The sequence below is a fragment of the Marinobacter lipolyticus genome (assembly GCF_018424605.1).
In the GTDB taxonomy this organism is placed as follows: domain Bacteria; phylum Pseudomonadota; class Gammaproteobacteria; order Pseudomonadales; family Oleiphilaceae; genus Marinobacter; species Marinobacter lipolyticus_B.
Window position 1 is genome coordinate 39,170 of sequence record NZ_QTKT01000006.1, and the last position, 21,003, is coordinate 60,172.

Consider the following 21,003-nt stretch of genomic DNA (forward strand, 5'->3'; position numbering starts at 1 on the left):
GGGCGCACCGACGCGCACGTGGAGTCGTCTGGCAGTCTGTCGGGATTAGGTTGTTAGGTCTCTCATAGCCAGAAAACCCCGGCTGGAAACCAGGGCTATGACAGAGAGGGAATGCAAAGGCGAACTCGCCGCCGATCAGTTGGCCTTGGGTTGTTGATCAGAAATTAACGCTGATCCCCAGCGAAGCGGTACGTGGCATGTTTGGCCTGGCGCCATCGGGCAAACGTGAAACAATTTGCTGTTCATCGAACAGGTTGTCCACTTTCAGGAAGACATCGGCACTGGCGGTCAGCGCGTAACGGCTGATGAAGTCGACCAGGAACAGGGATTCGGTCTCGTCCAGTTCGGTGGCCGTGTTGTTGCATCCCGCGCTCACACACATCTCATCGACGTAGGTAGTCACCAGATAGTTGTCCCAGCCGCTCTGGTGCTCCATGCCGACCCGCAGGCTCATCTGGTTTTCCGGAACGTCTTTGAGCTGCTCGCCTTTTTTCAGGCCAGAGGCAGCATTGTCCTTGCTGATTTCCGCCTGGGTAAAGGTGTAGGTAAGGCTGACCGGAAGGTAGAAGTCGCCCGCCTCGGTGCCGGTCTGGAGCTGGAATTCCGCACCGGCAATTTCAGCCTCGCCGGTTATAAAGCTGCCAGAGGTGGCGCCATTGCTGCACGGCGAGCCCACGGAGCAGTTTTCGGCCTTGTTGGAAAAGTCGCTGTAGAAGCCGATCACTTCCGCGAAGAACGCATTGCCAAAGTAGCGGACGCCAGCCTCCCAGTTCTTGCTGGTTTCCGGTTCTTCGTTTGCCCTGGCACCACCCCCGAGAGGGGAGAAACCTCGGTGCACGCCGCCCAGAACCTGCCAGCTTTGGGTCAGGTCGTAGGTAAAGGAAGCGCCGGGCAGGAGTTCAGCGCTGTCATTGGCGCGGGTGCTGTCGATGGTTGTGCGGCCGGGATCCGCGTATTGGGTGCGACTGGTCTGCACATCTTCGTAGCGCAGGGCCAGATTAATGCTGAGCTTGTCCGTCGCCTGCCATTTGTCGAGTGCCCAGAAGCTCAGGGCTTCGCCGGTCTCGAAGCGGTTGTTGCTGCCCGTTGGGGCCACGCTGTTCTGGAACACCAGGGAGCCATTGACCTGGTCGTACACATCCACCGGCTGGAAGCGATCCATTTCATCTTCGTGGGCGCGGGCGCCGAAGTCGAATTCGTGGTTGCCAATGTTTACATCGAAGTTTGTCTGCACGCCCTGGGAGACGTACTCTCTGGCGTTGTTCTTGTAATTCAGGCCGCTGGTGTCAACGGTACCGTCGAGAATACCCTGGGCATTGGCGTCACCGGCGTTTGCCTGGTCGATGATGTTTCCGGCGCCACTGAGCTTGTACCAATTGCGTTTGAAGTCGTTGCGATAGAGGGTTGTGGTGCTGCTTACATTGTCGCTCCACTCGAACTGATGAGTCAGGCTGACACCGGAGTGAGTATTATCCATCTGGTCGGGACTGGAAAGCCCGTAGCGCCGGTTGGGGTCCTGGTTGAAGTCCGCATCCGTCAGTCCGACATAGGTCGAGTTGGAGGTTTCCTCGGAATACTGCAGCTTGGCGGTTACGCTCTGGCGCTCTCCCTGCCAGCGCAGTTTGCCGACATAGTCTTCGATATCAAAGCCGGTATCGCGGTTACTGCGGTCAATCTCCTTGAAGCCTTTCGCGGAGCGCTGGATGGTCTCAAGCAGGTAGCCCCAGTCGCCGGCCGTGTCACCGTAGGTTACATGAACGTCGGTGGAGCCGCGGTCGTTGGTGACGGTCTCAATATACCCCTGCCGCTGATCGGGAATGGGTGTGGAAATCAGGTTGACGACACCACCGGTGGTTTGCGGGCCATAGCGCAGCAGCGGGGCACCCTTGAGCACTTCCAGCGAGGACATGCGCTTCAGCGTCGGGAAATAATAGGCGGCCGGGTTAGAATAGGGGGCCGGCGCGATCAGAATGCCATCTTCCATCAGGGTAACATTGCTGCTTCGCTCGGCCGTGGCACCGCGAATGCCAATGTTAGGGCGCAGGCCCTGACCTTCCTCTTCCCGTACATACACGCCCGGGACGGTTTTCAATACCTGGTTGATGTCGGCCTCAACCTCGGTTTTCAACTGCTGATCGCCAACTACATAGCCTGACCCCGGCAGAGTTTGGGCTGCAGACGCATCGCCAATGATTTCCAGGGCTTCAAGGGTCTGGGGCTGGTCATCGCCAGCGGCAGAGCCCATGGCTGGGGCCAGGCTGATCGCCACAGCCAGTGATAGTTGGGAAGGTCTAAACATACGGTTGTTCTCCGTTATCATTGAATTTGCCGGATGCAAGTGATAATGATTAGCATTGCATTTCGAAACTTTATGGTTTTGTAACTATTAAGTCAATAGCCAATTCTTATGGGTCGAAACGTGTCAACAGGCTGAAAACCGTCAACTCCCGCTTTTCCTTTATCGACCGAGAGGATTGTTCAGATAGCTTGCGGGTATGCCGATGCTAATGACGTCAACACCCTGCGCCATGGCCCGGTGTTCAAGCCGGACGCCGAGTGAAACCGCTTGAGGCAGAGTAGGGTCTGGCCAGCGCGCCGGCCTTCTCAGCCCTGGAGAATGCTGTGAGTGCCTAGGGTGTGCGGGTAATTCTATAAACTAGAGGCTGCCGGGGAGGGTCACGAGATTTACTCTAGGCTGTGTATAGGGTCAGAGCTACGGCATCCTTCAGCGTCAAATCAAGTTGATTCTGAGAGGCGTCAAATTGTTTGTCGCATTATGCTGGTTTACTAAGCAGCCTCGCCGAACTGGAGCCGAGTCTGGGTTGTTCCTGCTGGTCTACTGGAGTTCTCGTTTTTCTGTCGAGTTTTCCGCCTCTCCGATCCGCATTTGGGGTTCATTGCCTTTGGCAGGCTGACTATGGGGCAGCTGTTAAATCTGCAAATGATCATTGGTGGCTTTTTCTAGGATTTGAGGAAATAAGCGCCGCACAGTCCTTCAAGCCCAGAGGTATCTCAATGGAATGAGCCGCAAACGAGGCCCGTAGGGACGGCTCTGTGAGACGGATGAGGTGATGGCACCTTGTCCTGCTCGTTTTGTCTGTGAGCTTTTGGAGGTACCCCTTGCGAGTCAGGCTCAATCTGACCGATATCAAGGTTGCCGCGGACATAGGCGCCCTAAACTGAATTATCGACTCATGAATGAAACATTGACTCCACTCACCCCTTATACGGCCACAGAAGGTACCACTAGGATGAAAACGATGCTAACGCCGCTCCCTGCCAGGAAAGGCCAAAGAAACCAGAAGTCGTTGCTGGCCTTGGCCATTGGTTCACTTCTGGCCTCTTCCGCGACGCCTGTCCTGTCCCAGACCCTTACCGACGCCTTGACCGGGGGAGCGGTTTCGCTTGAAGTTCGCTACCGTTACGAATTTGTGGATCAGGACAACCCTCTCGATCAAGCCCATGCTTCCACCGTTCGAACCCGACTGGGGTACCGGACTGGTGATTTCCAGGGGTTTGAGGTGTTTGCCGAGGCGGAAGATGTGACCGCTGTGGGGAATGAGAACTACAATAGCACCATTAATGATACAACCGATCACTCAGTGGTCGCTGATCCGACGGAAACCGAAGTCAACCAAATTTACGTACGTTACAAAGGCCTTCCGGATACCACACTGACCTATGGTCGTCAGCGCTTTGCTCTGGACAATCACCGGTTTATAGGCACAGTTGGCTGGCGCCAGAATGAGCAGACCTTCGATGCCTTTATCGGCGCCAACGAGTCGCTTCCAGACACGACGATTACAGCGGGCTATCTTTACAATGCTAACCGGATATTCTCGGACGCCAGCCCGAATGGCAATTTCCCCATGCAGTCGCCGATTCTTAATGTTCAGTATCAGGGGTTGGCCGCCGGAACCCTTACCGCCTACGGATATCTGTTCGACTTTACCACCGCAGACGTCAACTCAACCCAGAATTTTGGCTTGCGATTCACTGGTGGCACCGATGTAACGGAAGACGCCAAAGTCCTGTACACTCTGGAGTACGCAATCCAGAAGGACTATGCAGACAACCCGCAAAGCTTTGAGGCCGCCTATTGGCTGGCGGAAGCGGGCCTCGCCGCGTATGGCGTTACGGTCAAGGTGGGCATGGAAACCCTGGAGTCGGACGACGGCCGATCATTTCAGACTCCTCTGGCTACGCTTCACGCAATGAACGGTTGGGCCGACCAGTTCTTGGTCACCCCGGACGATGGCTTGCAGGATCTTTACGTATCGGCGGGTGCCGCAGTAAAGGGAGTCAAGTTGCTGGCCATATTTCATGACTACAGCAGTGACATCAATAGCTTGAGCTATGGCTCTGAGCTGGGGCTGCTGGCTGCCTACCCAGTCAACAAACATTACACGGTGGGTGCCAAGTTCGCCAGCTATGCCGAGGATGGTCGCGGTGTGGATACGGACAAGGCCTGGTTGTGGGGACAGGTCAAGTTCTGACTTTCTCACTGTTGCGTTAATCAGACATCCGCCTGAAAGAAAGCGGAGTCACCCCGACCGAGGGGAAGATAATCCGAATGGCAAGGGCCACTGGCTAACGGTGCGGTCGAGGAGGCCTCAGGAAGTTTTCCGCACACAACACGAATCGCGGTCAGCTCTGTTACGCAGGCGTGTGGCTGGCCGGCGATCATCCGCGACTTACGGGTCTTTAAGCCCTCCGCGAATGGTTTCAAGGACGGCGCTCGGTCCGTGGCAATGTCATAAATTTACAGAAATTGATGTGTTATCTATGCTTTATGCAGAAGCTAAACAACAAGGAGAAACAAGATGGGTAAAGCTATTAATGGTAAGTTCGAGAACATGGATCAGGCACACAATACGCGAGACGACCTTATTGGCAGCGAAATTCCACAGGATCTGATCTATATTGATAAGGATGAGCAGACGATCCGGGTGATGTTGCCGGCGGAGGAAGCAAGAGAAGTCTATGAAATATTTGACCGACACGGTGTCACTTATAAGTGAACGCTCGTTAACATAGATCCCTGATCTTCAAGCCGCCTTCTTTCGCCTTAGCTCCACTCGCATGACGTTAATACCGCCTGTGCGACCCAGCCGATCAACGTGGCGAGAGGCCCATAGGAGATGACGCCTTTATAATCCACGTCATAGGGAGCAAGCTCTTCCGCCAGATCGATATAGACCCTCGGGGTGACAAAATTGTTTTTGCTTTCAAAAGGTTCCTTTAAGCTGTCGCGAGTGGTTTACCCACCAACCATCAGATCTTTTAACCAACCCTGCTTCAGGCAGCGTTTGAACTCGCTGTGGCTCAGTTCCCTGTAGATGACGGTTATGCCCAGAAGCTCTGAAACAGCAACGCCCCCCCCACACCGCGCCGCAAAAAGGTAGACTAAGTGTAGTTGATGCCTTTTCCCATGCTTTCTTGCTCAATGACAGTCACTGTTTTTGGTCAGGTGTGCGAGATTGTCGAGCTCACACTCCTCGCTGTAATGAATCAGCCCGCGTTTTACCTGTTCCGCCATACCTTTTGACAGCCGGGCTGCCGCCTGTTCGATGGTTTTTTCGATATCTTCCAGGGAAGCCTGCAGCAGATCGTAAGTCACATACAGCTCCTGATCCGTGAAGTCCACTGCATCAATACCCATCAGCGACTGCAGTGATGTTTTCAAATCAGCCTTGAGGTCATCGCTGATTATTTCGCGGAGTCGCATGCGGCGTTTTTTTAGAATCACTTGATTTTTCTGCTTGGGCGACAATCCGTGTTGAGGATCGCCCACAAACAGATGCGGGCGGGATTTAAATCGCTCCAGGCACTGACGCGAACAGAAATAGTGGTTGATACCCTGGTAATTCCATAGTAGCGAGCGATTGATTTTTTTCATATCACACACGGGGCAACGAATCGTGGACGCCAGCTTGTTCATCAAGCCCTCCTCAGGGGTTTTGGCCTATACCATTCAACAGTTGGTGTAGCTCGCTTTCAGTGGTTAATGCCAGCGTGGTGGAAGAGTCGATCACCCGGTTATAGGTCTCCAGGGTTTTGACAAAGTCATACAGATCACGGGATATTTCCGACTGGTTATACGCCGCTGCGTAAATTTCCGTGGCTTTCGCGTCCGCCACCCCCTGAATGGTTTGAGCTTCCCGATAGGCTTCAGACTCAATGCGCTGCAAATCCTTTTCCTTGTCGCCGATAATTAGCGGCTTCGCCGGCACCCTCGGAACGGAATCGCTCGGCAATCTGCTGGCGTTTGCTGATCATTCTGGCGAACGCTTTCATTGTAGTTGATCCGCTTAAAACGAATGTCGGGCAATTCAATGCCAAATTTAGCCATCTTTGCCGAAGCCGCGGCAGAGATGTCCGCTTCTATTAGCTGCCGCCCCCGTCGGACGGACCGCGGTTGGCCAATCACCGCTTTTGTGAGCGGCTGGTCGAAGGCGGGCTCCCTGCCTTTCTTGGTGTGTGCAAGTTCTATCAATTCGTGTTTGGCAACAGCTTTGCGGGTTTCACTACCGAGAATATCTTCCAGTCGCGACCGAACACTGTAATCGTCCCGCAACCGCAATGCCTATATACAGAGTGATCTGACGTGGTGAAACCGGTATATCCGACAAGGAGGGGCGGAATCGATCGTTCATGGTTGTTTCCTTTTATCGATTAATGATTCCTGCAATCGACGGACACGCGTTAACCGGTTGTGGCATCGGTGCCTATCTCCAACACATTGTTATCAAGATATTGATGTGGTGGAATAATCAGGTTGGTGGGTGCCGGTACGTTTTTAAAGACCCGACCGGCGAGGTCGAACTTCGATCCGTGGCAAGGGCAGAAAAACAATGCATGCTTGACCTCCTCCGTGCCCTCCGGCTCGTAGTTCGGAATGCAACCCAGATGCGTACAAATACCCACTGCCACCAAGATGTCCTCCCGGATACTGCGGTATTCATTCCTGGCATAATCTGCTTGTTGGTTGATCTCAGAGTCCGGATCGCGCAATTCCTGGCGATGCGTTGCCTCTCGTAAATTGTCCAAATTTTCGCTGGTGCGTCTCAGCACCCAGACCGGCTTACCCTGCCACGCCACCGTGATCATGGCGCCGGGTTCAATTTTGCTGGTATCTACCTTTACCGGAGCACCGACAGCTCGCGCCTTGGCGCTTGGGTTCCACGAGTTAATAAACGGGATGGCAGCACCCACCACGCCCGCCCCCGCGGCAAAAGAGGTGGCCGCAATCAGAAAGCGGCGCCGGGGTACATTGGCTTCATTCATCTTAAGTTTCTCCCTGATTCAGCGGTCGCATAATCATCAGTCGCTGTCGCCAACGCCCCGGGTCTAACGGGGCGACTACTTTCGACTTAACTCCACTTGCATGACATTAATACCCCCGGCCCGAAACATGCCGGCGCAACTGGCCAGGTAAAACCGCCACTTGCGCATGAACATTTCGCTGTACCCCAACGCCCCTATCGCCGATAGCTGTTCGTCCACGTTCGCCAGCCATTTTTCCAGCGTAATGGCATAATCCTGTCCGAACTGAAACACATCGTTCACCACCAGGCCGTTATCAGTGGCAACGGCTTCAAAACGCTCTCTGGAAGGCAGCATGCCACCGGGGAAAATATGCTTCCGCAAAAAGGAGTCGTTGGCGGGCACAATCCGCCTGTTCGCTGGACAAGGTTGCCCCGGTTACATGGCACCCGTGTGCAGTTGCCACTTCCATAAAACCGCCCCAGCCACAGCCTATTTCCAGGATGCGGCTTCCCCGTTCCGGTGCCAGTCGCTGAAGGATCCGCTCATATTTCGCTTGCTGTGCCTCGTAAAGCGAGAGGGACTCGTTGCCACCAAACAGGGCGCAGGAGTAGGTCATGCTCTTATCCAGCCAGAGCTGATAAAAATCGTTGCCTAAGTCGTAGTGCTCATGGACGTTTTCACGGCTGCGCTTAACCGTATTGGAAAACAACCGATGCTTGAACCAATGCCATAACCTGAGCCCCACGCTAGAGCGTAAAGCGCGGTCAAAAACGACTATGTTCACCGTGACAAGGCGCATTAGGGCAAGCAAATTGGGCGTGGACCATTTGCCTGCCATGTAGTCTTCTCCCAGTCCCACATCACCGTGGGTGATCAGACGATCAATGACATGCCACTGCAGGATTGTCATTTCTGCATGTACACCGTCTTGCTTCCCTTCATGGCACGTCTTTTCTCCATCTGGCCATGTAAGTGATAACGAGCCGAACTGAAGAGATCTCAGCGCCTTTCGAAAAAGATTGAGCTGAATGATGCTGCTTTTCCCCGCAGGCCTTTTTTGAGGCTCAAGGTGCATGCTTGCCGAGAAAGATTCGTTGCTCATGCCTTTCTCTCCTCAGAGTGTTCCTAGAAAACATGTTTCCAGTAAATTCAGTAACCGGCAAGTGCATGCGTCATCAATTTTAGGACATTGTTTCTAATTTGATCGAGATCAAGGTGTGCTCTGTTTCGGTCCGGTAATTCAGTTTGAATTCAGGCAGATGTGGTTGACTTGCGTCAGGAAATGCCATGCCCGGGCCTGAAGCAATGCAAAGGCAGCTGGTACAGCAGCAGACTGGAGAGGTCTTTATGGAATGGTTGGCGGAAAACTGGTTCTCGGTGCTTATTGGCATCGTTTTCGTGGGCATGCATATGTTCGGTCACGGAGGACATGGTGGTCACGGCGGGGGCGGGCATGGTGGACATAGTGCGCCGGACAAGTCGGAAAACGACCCGGACAGACGTTCTGGCCATCGGCATTAACGGAGGACGGAACATGCTTGACACAAGACTGGTTACCTGGGCGTTGGGCCTCTTTGCGGCGGTCACCTTCATCGTTTGCGTGATCTATGGACTGGTGACGCCGCAAAGCCTGCACATGCACACGTTTCTCGAGCAGGTGCTGCCGGCGTTCAAGTGGCTGACCTGGTGGGGATTTCTGCTCGGATTGATTGAGAGTTTTCTATATGGCGCTTATGTCGGGCTGGTGTTCTGCCCGATCTTCAATTGGCTTCATCGCCATCTCGGTGTCGGGCGCGCGTCGGGCTGACGAAAGCTCCGGTCTGCAAATAAGGAAAGGGAAACAAGGAATGAAAACTACCGTTGTGGAGATCCGCGGCTTGCTATCGGCACTGAGTGCCCGGGGCGTAGAGAAACAGCTATTGAGATTGCCCGGCGTCAAGAAGGCCGAGGTCAACTATGTGGCCGGCAGCGCGACCGTCACCTATGACGAGGCGACGGTGGACCTTGAGGCTATCAAGGCCCGGATACACGAGTGCGGCTATCACTGTTCCGGAGAACAGTTGCCCAGGCACGTTTGCGACCCGGGGGACCCGCCGACCGAAGCCGGGGCTGTGTCCACGCCCGTCCACGATGGCCATGCCTCCCACACCGGCCACGACGATACGGCGCATCCTGCTGAACACGGCGAACATACCGGCGCCAAGGACGAGATGGCCCACGAGATGGGCCACGGCGGCAGCATGGACATGCAGGCAATGGTGCGCGACATGCGCAACCGTTTCTGGGTCTGCCTGATCTTCAGCCTCCCGATTTTCATTTATTCGCCCATGGGTGGGATGTTCGAACCACCGGTGCCACCCTTCGGGCTGCGGCTAGACCTATGGTTGCTATTACTGGCAAGCATCGCCGTGCTCTGGCCAAGCTGGCCGTTCTTTGTTGCCGCCTGGCGCGCGCTGAAAAACGGCGTGCTCAACATGGCTGTGCTGGTCGTTCTCTCGGTGGGTACTGGCTACCTGTTCAGCGTCGGTTCCACGCTCTTTTTCCCGGGTGTGCAGTTTTTCGAGGCGGTGGCGGTGCTGCTGGTGTTCATCCTGCTCGGCCATTGGCTGGAGATGCGCGCCCGTGCCGGTGCCTCCGACGCCATCCGCTCGCTGATGGATCTCGCGCCGCCCAAGGCCACGGTGTTGCGTGATGGCCAGGAACGGGAGGTTCCCACCGCTGAGGTTCTGAAGGACGACATCGTCGTGATCCGCCCCGGCAATAAGATTCCGGTGGACGGCGAGGTTCTAGAGGGCGAGTCCCAGGTGGATGAGTCCATGCTCACTGGCGAGTCCATGCCGGTGGAAAAAAAGCCCGGCGATAAGGTGATCGGCGCCACTATTAACAAGAGCGGCAGCTTCAAGTATCGCGCCACCAAGGTGGGTTCCGACACGGCCCTGGCGCAGATTGTCAAGCTGGTGCAGGAGGCGCAGAACTCCAAGGCTCCGGCGCAGCTGCTGGCGGACAAAGCTTCACAGTGGCTGGTCGTGATTGCCATCGTGATCGGTCTGCTTACCTTTGCTATCTGGTTCTGGTGGATTGGCGAAAGCCTGCTGCTCGCCGTAACCCTGACTATCACCGTATTTGTCATCGCCTGCCCGGACGCCCTCGGCCTTGCCACGCCCATGGCCGTGATGGTGGGCACCGGCCTCGGCGCCAGGAACGGCATCCTGTTCAAGAACGCCTCTGCACTTGAGGATGCCACCAGGCTGGATATCGTGGTCTTCGACAAGACCGGCACCCTGACCATGGGCGAGCCGCAGGTGGTCGAGGTGGTCGTGGTGGCGGGCAGCACCGAGGAGGCGGTCCTCGCACTGGCGGGGACGGTGGAGCAGGGCTCGGACCATCCTCTGGCCCAGGCGATACAAAGTAAGGCCGAAGGCTTGCAGCTTGATCCGCTGACCGGCTTCACCAACATCGAGGGCAAGGGCGCGCGGGCGGAGATTGGCAGCAAGACCGTGCTGCTCGGCAACCGCCGGCTGATGGACGAAGAGAAGGTCGACATGGCGAGCCTGAAGGACGAGGCCGCGCGTCTGCAGAGCGCGGGGCAGACCGTGGTGCACGTCGCCCAGGACGGGAAGCTGGTCGGCCTTATCGCCATTGCCGATGCGCCGCGCCCCACCGCTACTGCCATGGTCAAAAAGATGCGTGAACGCGGGGTGGAGGTGGCGATGCTCACCGGCGACAACCAGGCCACCGCCGAGCGCATCGCCCGGGAACTCGGCATTGAGATGGTGATCGCCGATGTCCTTCCGGGGCAGAAAGCAGACAAGATCAAGGAGCTCCAGGCTCAGGGCAAGAAGGTTGGCATGGTGGGCGACGGTGTCAATGACGCCCCGGCACTGACCCAGGCGGAGGTGGGTTTCGCCATCGGTGCCGGCACCGATGTGGCTATTGAGAGCGCTGACGTGGTGCTGATGAAGAGCGACCCCTACGATGTGCTGGGAGCCATCGAGCTGTCGCGCGCTACCCTGCGCAAGATGCACCAGAACCTGTTCTGGGCGGTGGGCTATAACGTCATCGCCTTTCCCGCGGCGGCAGGCGTGTTCTATCCGTTGGTGATAAGCCCAGAAGTAGCGGCGCTCGCAATGTCTGGAAGCTCCGCTCTTGTTGCGGTAAATGCACTCCTGTTAAAGCGCACCCAACTGGACGGCTTAGGGTAGACGAACACTTCCAATTGGAAAAATTGATGTTCATCAAGCCCACGCTATTGAGCGACTCTTTTTGCATCTTTTGTTGGGGTTTTTCAGTGTGAATTCAGGCTTATGAGTTTAAGTGGTAGGTAATTGCTGTTTGCTGACATGATTAATGACAACAAGGGGGAACGGGTAAATGGACATCAAAACCTTCGGAGAACTTATTAACTGGACACGGGATCTGCATGCTCACCTTGCACGATGCCTGTCACATTGCGCCACGAAGAATGAAGAGGAGCGAGCACGGGCGCTGCTGGACTATCTGGCGACCCATGAATCGGAAATGGAACGTATCGTGAATGAATTCAAGTCGCAGGGCGATTTCAAAGCATTGGAGACAAGGGTCTACGACTACCTGTCTCACCATCCCATTAAGACCCACAGAACCTGCGATGAGCCATACGCACAGCTGGATTTTGAGGGCATATGCAGAGAAGTATTCGATTTCCATGATCAGATAGAGGACCTTTATCGTACCATGGCCGACAAAGCCGAAATTCCCGAGGCGAAAGAATTACTGCAGTCGTTGCTAACCATGGAAGAGAACGAAGCTATGCGATTGGCCAGGCAGATAGGGCGTATGAACGACCTCTGATCAGAACACTGAAATTATTCTTCAACGCAGAAAAGGATGTTGATACATGGTGGCGTCTTCCAGTCAGTTACGGGTTTTCAAGATGGGTATCAATACTCATCAGGAGCCTGTCGTCTACATGCGTGATGATTGTGATGTGTGCCTTTCAGAAGGATTCGCCGCCAGTTCCAGGGTGGGAATTTCCTCGCAGGGACGTTCCATCATCGCAACTCTCAATATTTCGTCTGATGAAACGGTTCCCAAAGGGTATGCGGGGCTTTCAGATATCGCCATAGAGCGGCTCGGGGTGGCTCAGTCTGACCTGGTTTCAGTACATCATGCGCCCTATATCGAATCCTTGAGTCTGGTTCGTCGGAAAGTATTCGGACACAGCTTGCTTCCGGCTGAGATGGCCCGCATTGTCTCCGATATCTCCGCACACAAATACAGCGATGTCGAAATAGCCTGTTTCCTGAGCGCTTGTGCGGGTGGCAGATTAGGTTTCGATGAGATTGTTGCTTTGACCCAGGCGATGGTGAGTTGCGGACAACAGCTCGATTGGCCAGGCGTGGATCGTGTGTTCGACAAACACTGTGTTGGAGGCCTGCCGGGCAACCGGACCACGCCGCTGGTTGTGTCGATCGTCAGCGCAGCAGGCTTAGTAATGCCTAAAACCTCCTCCCGTGCCATCACCTCACCGGCGGGAACAGCGGACACCATGGAAGCGCTGACCAATGTGAGGCTTGGGCTGAACGAGATTCGCCGTGTGGTCAGAGAAACCGGTGCCTGTCTCGCCTGGGGTGGGGCGATGAACCTCAGCCCGGCTGATGACCTGTTGATTCGCATCGAGAGAGCGCTGGACCTTGATGGTGAGGGCCAGCTCGTGGCCTCGGTGCTGTCCAAGAAGATTGCTGCCGGTTCCACCCATGCGGTGATTGACATTCCGGTGGGGGAGACGGCCAAGGTTCGAACGCCCGGCGATGCCGACCGGCTGGCCTCTCTTTTCACAAGCGTTGGGGCGGCCTGTGGGCTGAAGGTACGCTGCATCGCGACAGACGGCAGCAAGCCGGTTGGTGCAGGGATCGGGCCGACAGAGGAGGCCCGTGATGTTTTGGCCGTGTTGCAGGGAAAGCGGGGTGCGCCGGAGGATCTACGGAGCCGCGCCATCTTGCTGGCTGGCCATTTATTCGATCTGGCCGATGGTCTTGGCGTGAAAGAGGGGATGATCAAAGCAGAGCGATTACTTCAAAACGGCTCTGCCTGGGAGCAGTTCAAGCGCATAACAAAGGCTCAGGGGGGACTGAAGAGCTTAGGTGAAGCCCGTTTTCGGCGTCCAGTTCTGTCCTCGGAATCCGGAACAATCGTGTCTATCGACAATCGTCGGCTTGCCCGTGTCGCCAAGCTGGCAGGCGCACCTGCCAGCTCTACCGCAGGGCTGCGGCTACTGGCGACCGTCGGTGATAGAGTCACTAAGGGAGAGCCTCTCTATGAATTGCTCAGTGACAGTCCGGGGCAGCAGGATTATGCGCTGGCGTTTAACGATATGGGGCCGGCAATCTTCACTGTAAAGCGAGAGGAATGATTGTGGACATTATTGAAAAAAATGTGCTGTTTAGCCTCACCCCGCACCCATTACAGGAGAAGCTTTGTGATCAGCTTAACTTGGAGCCGGGAAGTTTGGAGGTGCGGAGGTTCCCTGATGGTGAGTCCTACTTACGTGTGCTCACATCAGTCAAAGGTGCGAACTGCGTAATATTGGCCGACCTAACGCATCCAGACACCAAATACCTTGCTCTCCTGTTTCTCTTTGAAACTCTCCGGGAACTCGGTGCCAGGTCGATTGGGTTGGTGGCGCCCTATCTTTGCTATATGCGCCAGGATCGACGCTTCGAAGAAGGGGAGGCGGTCACTTCCAGGGTGTTTGCCCAGTCTTTGTCTTTACATATCGACTGGCTGATCACCGTTGATCCACATTTGCACAGGTACCAGTCTCTTGACGAAATCTACAGCATACCCACGCAAGTTGTTCAGGGAGCACCGGCGCTGGCGGATTGGCTACGGGGGCAAAACGGTCTGTTGCTGGTAGGTCCGGACGCGGAAAGTGAGCAATGGGTATCAAGTATCGCGCAGGCCAGTAACCATCCTTATGTCATTGGCACCAAGCAGCGTCTGGGTGACCGGCGCGTTGAAGTCACCTTGCCGGATATCTCGGCGTATAACGGCCGGAAAGCCGTCATCATTGATGACGTTATTTCCAGCGGACGCACCATTGGCGAGTGTGTCAGGGCACTTAAGGCGCAAGGCACGGAGGCCATCCTGTGTGCGGCGGTGCATGGCATTTTTGCGGAGGCCTCGGACACCTACCTTCTGGGTACCGGCCTGCAGACGCTGGTGACCACCAACACGGTTCCACACAGCAGCAATGAGATCGATGTCAGCGAGTTGCTGGTGCCGCCGGTCAGGCATTTTCTCAATCAGGTGGAGGGTGAGCGCCGATGAACATTACATTTCTGGGTGGCACGGAAACCGTGACCGGCTCCAAGTTCCTGGTTGAAACCGGCCAGACACGTGTATTGGTCGATTGCGGCCTGTTTCAGGGGTACAAGTGGCTGAGAAAGCGCAACCGGCAACCGTTGCCGCTCGATATTGCCTCGCTGGATGCCGTGCTTCTGACCCATGCCCATCTGGATCATTCAGGCTACATCCCCGTGTTGTACAAGCAGGGCTTCCGGGGGGCGGTTTATACCCATCATGCCACCCGAGAGCTATGCAGCATATTGCTGGCCGATAGCGGCCATCTTCAGGAAGAGGAGGCACATTACCTCGGCCGCCATAAGCTCAGCAGGCATGAGAATCCGGAGCCCCTGTATGATCAGGAGGATGCAGAAGCCTGCATGGAGCTGTTTCAGTCGGTGGACTTTCACCAAGTGATCCAGCTCGGTGATATACGCTTTCATCTGCGACCGGTCGGGCACATTCTCGGGGCGGCCTGTGTCATCATCGAGGCGGAAGGTAAACGCGTCGGTTTTTCCGGCGATGTGGGCCGCCTCAATGATATTTTCATGAGGCCACCTGCGCCTCTGCCAGCTCTGGACATGCTGATGCTGGAGTCAACGTATGGCAATCGTCGCCACGACGATGCGGACCCGTTGTCGCAGTTGGCAGACATCGTTAATGAAACCGTCGACAAAGGGGGCAATATACTGATTCCGGCCTTTGCCGTGGGCAGAGCGCAGGTCTTGCAGCATATGCTCACCGACCTGATGAAGGCGGGACGAATTCCAAGGTTGCCAGTTTATCTGGATAGCCCCATGGCGATTGATGTTTCTGAGATTTACTGCCGCTACGAAGATCAGCATCGGTTGAGCAGTTCAGAATGCCACGAAATGTGCAGCACCGTTCATTATAGCCGCAGCGTCCAGGACTCCAAGGCGCTGGCTGACCAGGCCTACCCGCACGTAATTATTGCAGGCAGCGGTATGGCAACGGGCGGTCGCATTCTTCATCACTTCAAACGTCTCCTCGGCCAGCACCGTACAACCGTTATCTTTGCCGGTTATCAGGCAGGGGGGACACGAGGCGCCAAAATGGTTGATGGAGCGGAAAGGATCAAGATCCACGGCGACTGGATTCCGGTCAAGGCCCGGCTGGAGGTGTTGAGTGGGCTTTCCGGACATGGAGATTTCACAGAGATCGAACAGTGGCTGGCTCAAAGTGACTTAGCCCCCGAAACGCCGATCAACTTGATCCACGGTGATCCGGAGGCGCTGGAGGCCATGAAGGATCACTTGCGTCAGAACACCCGGTTTGAGGTGGATGTGGCAGGCTACCAATCCATTTTGCGTCTTTGACGATGCCCTGACGGCCATCTTCGAGGGCGACCTGAATGAGCCGCTTAAGATCCGGCAACGACCTTGGACGCGGCGGCTGCCGAGTGCTAGAGTGGGCGATCTCATTGGCTGGAGTGAGAGGCAGTGGCCCTGATCCCGGCTCCAACCTGAACAGTAATGTCATAAGGAGTGTTTGGTGAAATCCCAATCCTGGCTCTGGTCTCTGATAGCGGTGTTGGTGCTCGCCGGCGGTTCTTATGGGGTTTTTGTTCTGTTTGGGGAAGAGCCCTTGCCGCAGGGAATCGTCTATGGCAATGGCCATATCGAGGGGCGGGAAGTGCGGATCGCGGCCGAAGTGGCCGGTCGGGTCATCGAGCACCATCTCGCGGAAGGCAGCAAGGTTTCGGCTGGCGACACGGTAGCCGTGATCGACCCCGCCGATGCCAGAGACCGCCTGCGCTCGGCACAGGCCGAGCTGGCCTCGGCGCGGGAAGTCCGTGACGGCTTCGACAGCCAAATCACCACCTGGCGTCATCATCTCAAGAATGCCGAGAAACAACGGCAGCGGATCCGGGACTTGCGGTCCCGCAATCTGGCCAGCTCGAGTGATCTGGATCAGGCGGAAAATGCCGTCAGTGAGGCCCGGGGCCGACTTGAGTCTCTCCAGCGGCAGAAGGATGCCGCCGAAGAACAGGTGGCTGCAAGGGCGGCGCAGGTGGCACTGGCTGAATCGCAACTGGACAAAGCGGAGGTTGCCGCGCCGCTCTCCGGAACCATCCTGATCCGGGCGGTGGAGACGGGAGAGGTTGTCGATACCGGCCAGCCGCTGGCCACGATGGTGAATCTGCAGCAGCTCGAACTCAAGGTCTATGTCCCCGGTGATATCCTCAACCGGATCAGCTTGGGGGATCCCGCCAGAATCCGCGTGGACGGTTTGCCCGGGGACTTTTCCGCCAAAGTCGGCAGGATTGACGATTTCGCCCAGTTCACCCCCCGCGATGTCCACATGCCCGACGAGAGAGTTCGGATGGTCTATGGCGTTACCCTGGTGCTGGATAATCCGGCCGATGCTCTGAAACCGGGTATGCCGGCAGATGCCTGGATTCGCTGGGATCCGGACGCCGAGTGGCCAGCGACCCTCTCGGTTCCGGCGCGCTGAGCCGTCATGTCTTCCCCGGAACCCATCGTCGCCAAAGGCCTTGGCCGCCAATTCGGAGACAATGTTGTCATCGAGCCACTGGATGTTTCCGTTGATCGCGGCCAACGAGTGGGCATTGTCGGTGCTGATGGCGCTGGCAAGACGACGCTGTTACAGATGTTGGCTGGCATCCTGGACCCCACTGTGGGGGAATGCCGGGTCCTGGGCTTCGATACCCGTCGTGAGGCCAAGCAGGCTGCTGCCCGGATTGGCTATATGTCCCAGGGATTTACGCTTTACGATCGACTCAGCGTCAAGGAAAACCTGAGCTTTGCCGCTCGCATCCGGGATGTGCCCGACGAACTCTATCGGGAGCGTTCAGAAAGGTTGCTATCCATGTCGGGGCTTGGCCGCTTTACTGACAGGCCCGCCGCCAAACTGTCCGGTGGCATGCGGAAAAAGTTGTCGCTATGTACCAATCTGGTCCATGAACCGGAGCTGCTGATCCTTGACGAACCGGGGCTCGGCGTCGACCCCCTGTCCCGGCGCCATCTCTGGACCATGCTCGACCGCTTCCGGTCGCAGGGCCTGACCATGGTTGTGGCTACCTCCTACATGGACGAGGCGGAGCGCTGCGACAGGATACTGCTGCTGGAACAGGGCCGCGTTCTTGCGGATGGGTCGCTGGAAGAGCTGCTGAGGCCCGCCGCCGGAAGGGTGTTCACTGTAAATGCTGGAGATACCGGACGAGGCTTGCGGGAGTTGTCCGGCATCCTGGCTCAAATTGACAGCGTCCATTCAGTGCAGTGGTTGCCGGATCACCTGCGACTGGTGATGAACGCGGACATCGCTGAAAACCAGCTCGCCGAGTTATTGCCCGAGGGAACCCACCTGGCGGCGGCCGAGCCCCGGCTCGAGGATCTGTTTGTGCTGCGGACGGACAGGAGGGCCGGCGAGCAGCAGTTTCCGGAATTGGCCCGGCAAGACAGGGGAAAAGAGGAAGGGCTGGTGGCCACCGGCCTGAGCGTCCGCTTCGGACATTTCAAGGCCGTTGACCGGGTGAGTTTCGAGGCGCCATCTGGCGAACTGCTTGCGTTGCTGGGGCCCAACGGGGCGGGCAAGACAACCCTGATCAGGGCCTTGTGCGGGCTGGTGGCCATCGATGAGGGCAACGCCCGGGTGGCCGGGGTGAGCTCCGGCGGGGGTAGCACCGCATTGCGCCGGCAAATTGGTTATATGTCACAACGGTTTTCACTCTATCTGGAACTGACCCCCTGGGAGAATCTCCGCTTCTTTGCCAATGCCTACGGCCTGGCCGGAGGCGCGGCGCGGGCTGCGATCGACTGGGCCAGGGAAGTAACGGGGCTGACAGATATTCCCGACAAGCTCACCGGTGATCTTTCAAGTGCCTTGCGCCAGCGTCTGGCGCTGGCCTGCAGCCTGCTTCACCGGCCCCGGGTCTTGTTCCTTGATGAGCCCACCTCGGGTGTCGATCCCGTCGCCCGGTACCGTTTCTGGCGGGTTATCCGTGAGCTGGCCGCCAGCGGTATGACCGTGCTGGTCACTACCCACTACCTGGAGGAAGCGGCCTATTGTGATCGTTTGGCGTTAATGCTGGACGGGCGGCTGCTTGCACACGGTAGCCGATCATCGCTGAATCATTCGCTCGGCCTCGAAGCCGACGCCACGGTGGAGATGCTCTTCACGGCGGCCATAGAACAGGCGGGAACGGCCAATTCCCGGGCGTTGGGACCATGAAGGCTCATCGGCTTGGCGCCCTCATCGTCAAGGAAAGTCGCGAGCTGATTCGCGACCCGGTTACCATTGCGTTGGCCGTGATCATGCCGCTGATCATGCTTTTTCTGTTCGGCTATGCGGTCAATCTGGATGTGGAACAGGTTGCCGTGGGCATTTACGATCTGGACAACACGCCGGCAAGCCGCGACCTGTCAGCCCGTTTCGACAGCTCGCGGTATTTTCAATTAGAGCAGAAAACGACCGATCTCCGCGATCTGGAGTCGGCACTGCAAAGCTCGACCATCAGCATGGGCGTGGTGATTCCAGCCGGCTTGGCCCGGCAACTGCTCAGAGGCGACGAGGCGCCTGTCCAGGTGATCGTGGACGGCGGCTATCCTGTTCTGGGTCGATTGGCATCGGCCTATGCCGAGGCGGTAATCGCAAATTTCCCCGCCCCGCGTCAGAGCGCCGTCCGGGTCCAGGCCAGGGTCTGGTTCAATCCCTCCCTGCGCAGCGTCAATTTCGTCATCCCCGGGTTATTTGCCGTGATCCTGATGGCGTTCCCACCCCTGCTGACCGCCCTAGCGATCGTGCGTGAGAAAGAGACCGGTACGATTGAGCAGATCTATGCATCGCCGGTCACCTCAACCGAGTTTGTTGTCGGCAAGCTGGTGCCCTACGGTCTGGTGGCTTTCCTGGAGATTCTTATGGTCATGGTGGTGGGGTTTGCCTGGTTTCAGGTCCCCATTGCCGGCAGCCCGATACTGCTGCTGACGTCCGCTTTCGTTTATGTGCTGACCACGGTGGGTATCGGCCTGTTGGTCTCATCCCTGGTCCGTACCCAGTTGGCGGCCATGTTGATAACGCTGATTGTCACCTTGATGCCGTCGTTTTTGTTTTCCGGTTTTCTGTTCCCTCTGTTCACCATGCCTCTTGCCCTGCAACTGTATAGCTGGCTTTTCCCTGCCGGTTATTTTATGGAAATCTCCCGGGGCATCGTACTGAAATCAGCCGGCCTTGAAGCCGTTCTGCCAAATCTGATGATGTTGATCGTCTATACGGTCCTGGTATTTGTCTTCGCGGCCTGGCGAATGAAGCAGAAGGTGGCCTGATGGGAATTGCCTTATTTGGTTTGTTGCGCAAGGAGCTCGTGCAGTTCTTTCGTGACCGGTTGATACTGACCCTGATACTTTGGCTTTACACCATTGAAGTCGTCATTTGTGCCGTTGCGCTCAGTTTTGATGTAAGCCACCTGCCCCTGGCGGTGGTGGACGAGGATCGCAGCGCCTTGAGTCGCTCGTTGATCCAGAAATTTGCGGTGAGCGAAACCTTCGACCTGAAATTTCAGGAAACCCGTGTGGCAACCGCCACTGACCTCCTGGAGAAAGGCGATGCCACCATGGTGTTGGTCGTTCCCGCCGGGTTCGAAGGTGCTCTTCTCGCTGGCAAGAGTGCTCAGCTCCAGTTGCTCCAGGACGGCACCAATTCCAACATTGCCGCCAATGCCGTCAATGATGCTCTGCAGATCGTCCAGCGCCAGGAGCGCGAAGCGCTCCCTGCTGCCGGGAAGAAGGGGGTCGCGGTACCCCTGATCCGTATCTGGTATAACCCCGATCTGACAACATCGGGTTTTATCGTGTTATCGATGATTGCTCTGGCCGGTATGATGGTGGGCGTTATTCACCCGGCCGCCTCTATTGTCCGGGAAAAGGAGCGAGGCACTATCGAGCAGCTGCTGGTGACGCCCATTTCCACCCTGGAACTGTTCCTGGCCAAGGTCACACCCACGCTGATCATGGGCGTACTGTCCATCTTTCCGAGTTTGGTGATTGTCAGAGTCTTTGATGTGCCCCTTCAGGGCAGTCTGCTTTTATTTCTGGTGCTGACCGCCATCTTTTTGCTCAGTGCGATTGCGCTGGGCGTACTGATTGCCGCCTACAGCCGGACCCTTCAGCAGGCGTTGCTGCTCTCCTTTTTCGGACTTTTCCCGCTGATGTTCCTGTCGGGCAGTTTGACGCCGGTAGAAGCCATGCCGCCTTTCCTGCAAAGCCTCTCCCTGCTGAGTCCACTGCGTTATTACATGGATATCATCGTCGGTATTTTCCTCAAAGGCGCCGGCCTGGCGGTTCTCTGGGATGAGGCTCTCGCCTTGCTGGTAATCGGTGTCACGCTGTTTATTTTCTCCCTTTGGGTCTTTCGACGCCGGGTACAATGAGATCG

At 56.6% G+C, this 21,003-nt stretch carries 19 protein-coding genes; 12 read left to right on the forward strand and 7 right to left on the reverse strand.

Features of this window, described 5'->3' with window-relative positions:
• Window positions 1-157: 157 nt before the first annotated feature.
• The gene (locus tag DYI22_RS09950) at window positions 158-2,299 is read right to left on the reverse strand and encodes a TonB-dependent receptor family protein (RefSeq protein ID WP_213477908.1); all 2,142 of its coding nucleotides are present in this window, start codon (window positions 2,297-2,299) and stop codon (window positions 158-160) included.
• A gap of 952 nt (window positions 2,300-3,251) precedes the next feature.
• On the opposite strand from DYI22_RS09950, the gene DYI22_RS09955 reads away from it, so the two are divergent.
• Both DYI22_RS09955 and DYI22_RS09960 read left to right on the forward strand, forming a co-directional pair.
• On the forward strand, window positions 3,252-4,496 hold the full coding sequence (locus DYI22_RS09955) for an alginate export family protein (RefSeq protein WP_228285437.1): 1,245 nt from the start codon (window positions 3,252-3,254) through the stop codon (window positions 4,494-4,496).
• A 327-nt stretch (window positions 4,497-4,823) separates the two neighbouring features.
• On the forward strand, window positions 4,824-5,021 hold the full coding sequence (locus DYI22_RS09960) for a hypothetical protein (protein ID WP_091855216.1): 198 nt from the start codon (window positions 4,824-4,826) through the stop codon (window positions 5,019-5,021).
• 422 nt (window positions 5,022-5,443) lie between these two features.
• Here the strand turns inward: DYI22_RS09960 and DYI22_RS09965 are convergent, their stop codons facing one another.
• The 6 genes from DYI22_RS09965 to DYI22_RS09985 all read right to left on the reverse strand — a co-directional run bounded on the left by DYI22_RS09965 (window position 5,444) and on the right by DYI22_RS09985 (window position 8,371).
• Complete coding sequence (locus DYI22_RS09965) at window positions 5,444-5,941, reverse strand: hypothetical protein (protein WP_092034298.1); 498 nt, start codon at window positions 5,939-5,941, stop codon at window positions 5,444-5,446.
• 10 nt (window positions 5,942-5,951) lie between these two features.
• Window positions 5,952-6,191 (reverse strand): hypothetical protein, encoded by a 240-nt coding sequence (locus DYI22_RS17480; protein ID WP_091855218.1) that lies wholly within the window; start codon window positions 6,189-6,191, stop codon window positions 5,952-5,954.
• 23 nt (window positions 6,192-6,214) lie between these two features.
• The gene (locus tag DYI22_RS17695; protein WP_353743823.1) at window positions 6,215-6,583 is read right to left on the reverse strand and encodes an SPFH domain-containing protein; all 369 of its coding nucleotides are present in this window, start codon (window positions 6,581-6,583) and stop codon (window positions 6,215-6,217) included.
• Window positions 6,584-6,705: 122 nt separating this feature from the next.
• Window positions 6,706-7,287 (reverse strand): ubiquinol-cytochrome c reductase iron-sulfur subunit, encoded by a 582-nt coding sequence (gene petA / locus DYI22_RS09975; RefSeq protein WP_213477909.1) that lies wholly within the window; start codon window positions 7,285-7,287, stop codon window positions 6,706-6,708.
• A 75-nt stretch (window positions 7,288-7,362) separates the two neighbouring features.
• Window positions 7,363-7,623 carry a class I SAM-dependent methyltransferase gene (locus DYI22_RS09980; RefSeq protein WP_213477910.1) on the reverse strand — a complete coding sequence of 87 codons (261 nt, stop codon included), beginning with the start codon at window positions 7,621-7,623 and terminating at the stop codon, window positions 7,363-7,365.
• Window positions 7,598-8,371: a class I SAM-dependent methyltransferase gene (locus DYI22_RS09985; RefSeq protein ID WP_213477911.1), complete on the reverse strand. Its 774-nt coding sequence runs from the start codon at window positions 8,369-8,371 to the stop codon at window positions 7,598-7,600. The genes DYI22_RS09980 and DYI22_RS09985 overlap by 26 nt, the downstream gene beginning before the upstream one ends.
• Window positions 8,372-8,803: 432 nt before the next feature.
• Between DYI22_RS09985 and DYI22_RS09990 the strand changes: the two genes are divergently transcribed.
• The 10 genes from DYI22_RS09990 (at window position 8,804) to DYI22_RS10035 (ending at window position 20,998) form a co-directional block, all read left to right on the forward strand.
• Window positions 8,804-9,076 carry a DUF5676 family membrane protein gene (locus DYI22_RS09990; RefSeq protein ID WP_091854502.1) on the forward strand — a complete coding sequence of 91 codons (273 nt, stop codon included), beginning with the start codon at window positions 8,804-8,806 and terminating at the stop codon, window positions 9,074-9,076.
• Between the two features lie 40 nt (window positions 9,077-9,116).
• Window positions 9,117-11,471 (forward strand): heavy metal translocating P-type ATPase, encoded by a 2,355-nt coding sequence (locus tag DYI22_RS09995; protein WP_213477912.1) that lies wholly within the window; start codon window positions 9,117-9,119, stop codon window positions 11,469-11,471.
• 169 nt (window positions 11,472-11,640) lie between these two features.
• The gene (locus DYI22_RS10000; RefSeq protein WP_199456057.1) at window positions 11,641-12,099 is read left to right on the forward strand and encodes an ATPase; all 459 of its coding nucleotides are present in this window, start codon (window positions 11,641-11,643) and stop codon (window positions 12,097-12,099) included.
• A 46-nt stretch (window positions 12,100-12,145) separates the two neighbouring features.
• On the forward strand, window positions 12,146-13,660 hold the full coding sequence (locus DYI22_RS10005) for a thymidine phosphorylase family protein (protein ID WP_213477913.1): 1,515 nt from the start codon (window positions 12,146-12,148) through the stop codon (window positions 13,658-13,660).
• Complete coding sequence (locus DYI22_RS10010) at window positions 13,657-14,577, forward strand: ribose-phosphate diphosphokinase (protein WP_099615958.1); 921 nt, start codon at window positions 13,657-13,659, stop codon at window positions 14,575-14,577. Before DYI22_RS10005 ends, DYI22_RS10010 begins: the two co-directional genes overlap by 4 nt.
• Window positions 14,574-15,929, forward strand: coding sequence for an MBL fold metallo-hydrolase RNA specificity domain-containing protein (locus DYI22_RS10015; protein WP_213477914.1), 1,356 nt, complete (start codon window positions 14,574-14,576; stop codon window positions 15,927-15,929). The genes DYI22_RS10010 and DYI22_RS10015 overlap by 4 nt, the downstream gene beginning before the upstream one ends.
• Window positions 15,930-16,104: 175 nt before the next feature.
• Window positions 16,105-17,067 (forward strand): HlyD family secretion protein, encoded by a 963-nt coding sequence (locus DYI22_RS10020; protein WP_008172531.1) that lies wholly within the window; start codon window positions 16,105-16,107, stop codon window positions 17,065-17,067.
• Between the two features lie 6 nt (window positions 17,068-17,073).
• The gene (locus DYI22_RS10025; protein ID WP_092034389.1) at window positions 17,074-18,804 is read left to right on the forward strand and encodes an ATP-binding cassette domain-containing protein; all 1,731 of its coding nucleotides are present in this window, start codon (window positions 17,074-17,076) and stop codon (window positions 18,802-18,804) included.
• Window positions 18,801-19,895, forward strand: coding sequence for an ABC transporter permease (locus DYI22_RS10030; RefSeq protein WP_008172528.1), 1,095 nt, complete (start codon window positions 18,801-18,803; stop codon window positions 19,893-19,895). The genes DYI22_RS10025 and DYI22_RS10030 overlap by 4 nt, the downstream gene beginning before the upstream one ends.
• A complete protein-coding gene (locus DYI22_RS10035) occupies window positions 19,895-20,998 on the forward strand; it encodes an ABC transporter permease (protein ID WP_008172526.1) in 1,104 nt (367 codons plus the stop codon). The genes DYI22_RS10030 and DYI22_RS10035 overlap by 1 nt, the downstream gene beginning before the upstream one ends.
• Window positions 20,999-21,003: the final 5 nt, after the last annotated feature.

Excerpts from the sequence above, each read along its gene's own strand:
- DYI22_RS10035 (WP_008172526.1), top strand. The coding sequence starts at position 19,895 with ATGGGAATTGCCTTATTTGGTTTGTTGCGCAAGGAGCTCGTGCAGTTC.
- DYI22_RS09995 (WP_213477912.1), top strand. The coding sequence starts at position 9,117 with ATGAAAACTACCGTTGTGGAGATCCGCGGCTTGCTATCGGCACTGAGT.
- DYI22_RS10015 (WP_213477914.1), top strand. The coding sequence starts at position 14,574 with ATGAACATTACATTTCTGGGTGGCACGGAAACCGTGACCGGCTCCAAG.
- DYI22_RS10000 (WP_199456057.1), top strand. The coding sequence starts at position 11,641 with ATGGACATCAAAACCTTCGGAGAACTTATTAACTGGACACGGGATCTG.
- DYI22_RS09955 (WP_228285437.1), top strand. The coding sequence starts at position 3,252 with ATGAAAACGATGCTAACGCCGCTCCCTGCCAGGAAAGGCCAAAGAAAC.
- petA (WP_213477909.1), bottom strand. The coding sequence starts at position 7,287 with ATGAATGAAGCCAATGTACCCCGGCGCCGCTTTCTGATTGCGGCCACC.
- DYI22_RS10010 (WP_099615958.1), top strand. The coding sequence starts at position 13,657 with ATGATTGTGGACATTATTGAAAAAAATGTGCTGTTTAGCCTCACCCCG.
- DYI22_RS10025 (WP_092034389.1), top strand. The coding sequence starts at position 17,074 with ATGTCTTCCCCGGAACCCATCGTCGCCAAAGGCCTTGGCCGCCAATTC.
- DYI22_RS09965 (WP_092034298.1), bottom strand. The coding sequence starts at position 5,941 with ATGAACAAGCTGGCGTCCACGATTCGTTGCCCCGTGTGTGATATGAAA.
- DYI22_RS09950 (WP_213477908.1), bottom strand. The coding sequence starts at position 2,299 with ATGTTTAGACCTTCCCAACTATCACTGGCTGTGGCGATCAGCCTGGCC.
- DYI22_RS09990 (WP_091854502.1), top strand. The coding sequence starts at position 8,804 with ATGCTTGACACAAGACTGGTTACCTGGGCGTTGGGCCTCTTTGCGGCG.
- DYI22_RS10030 (WP_008172528.1), top strand. The coding sequence starts at position 18,801 with ATGAAGGCTCATCGGCTTGGCGCCCTCATCGTCAAGGAAAGTCGCGAG.
- DYI22_RS09960 (WP_091855216.1), top strand. The coding sequence starts at position 4,824 with ATGGGTAAAGCTATTAATGGTAAGTTCGAGAACATGGATCAGGCACAC.
- DYI22_RS10005 (WP_213477913.1), top strand. The coding sequence starts at position 12,146 with ATGGTGGCGTCTTCCAGTCAGTTACGGGTTTTCAAGATGGGTATCAAT.
- DYI22_RS09985 (WP_213477911.1), bottom strand. The coding sequence starts at position 8,371 with ATGAGCAACGAATCTTTCTCGGCAAGCATGCACCTTGAGCCTCAAAAA.
- DYI22_RS09980 (WP_213477910.1), bottom strand. The coding sequence starts at position 7,623 with ATGCTGCCTTCCAGAGAGCGTTTTGAAGCCGTTGCCACTGATAACGGC.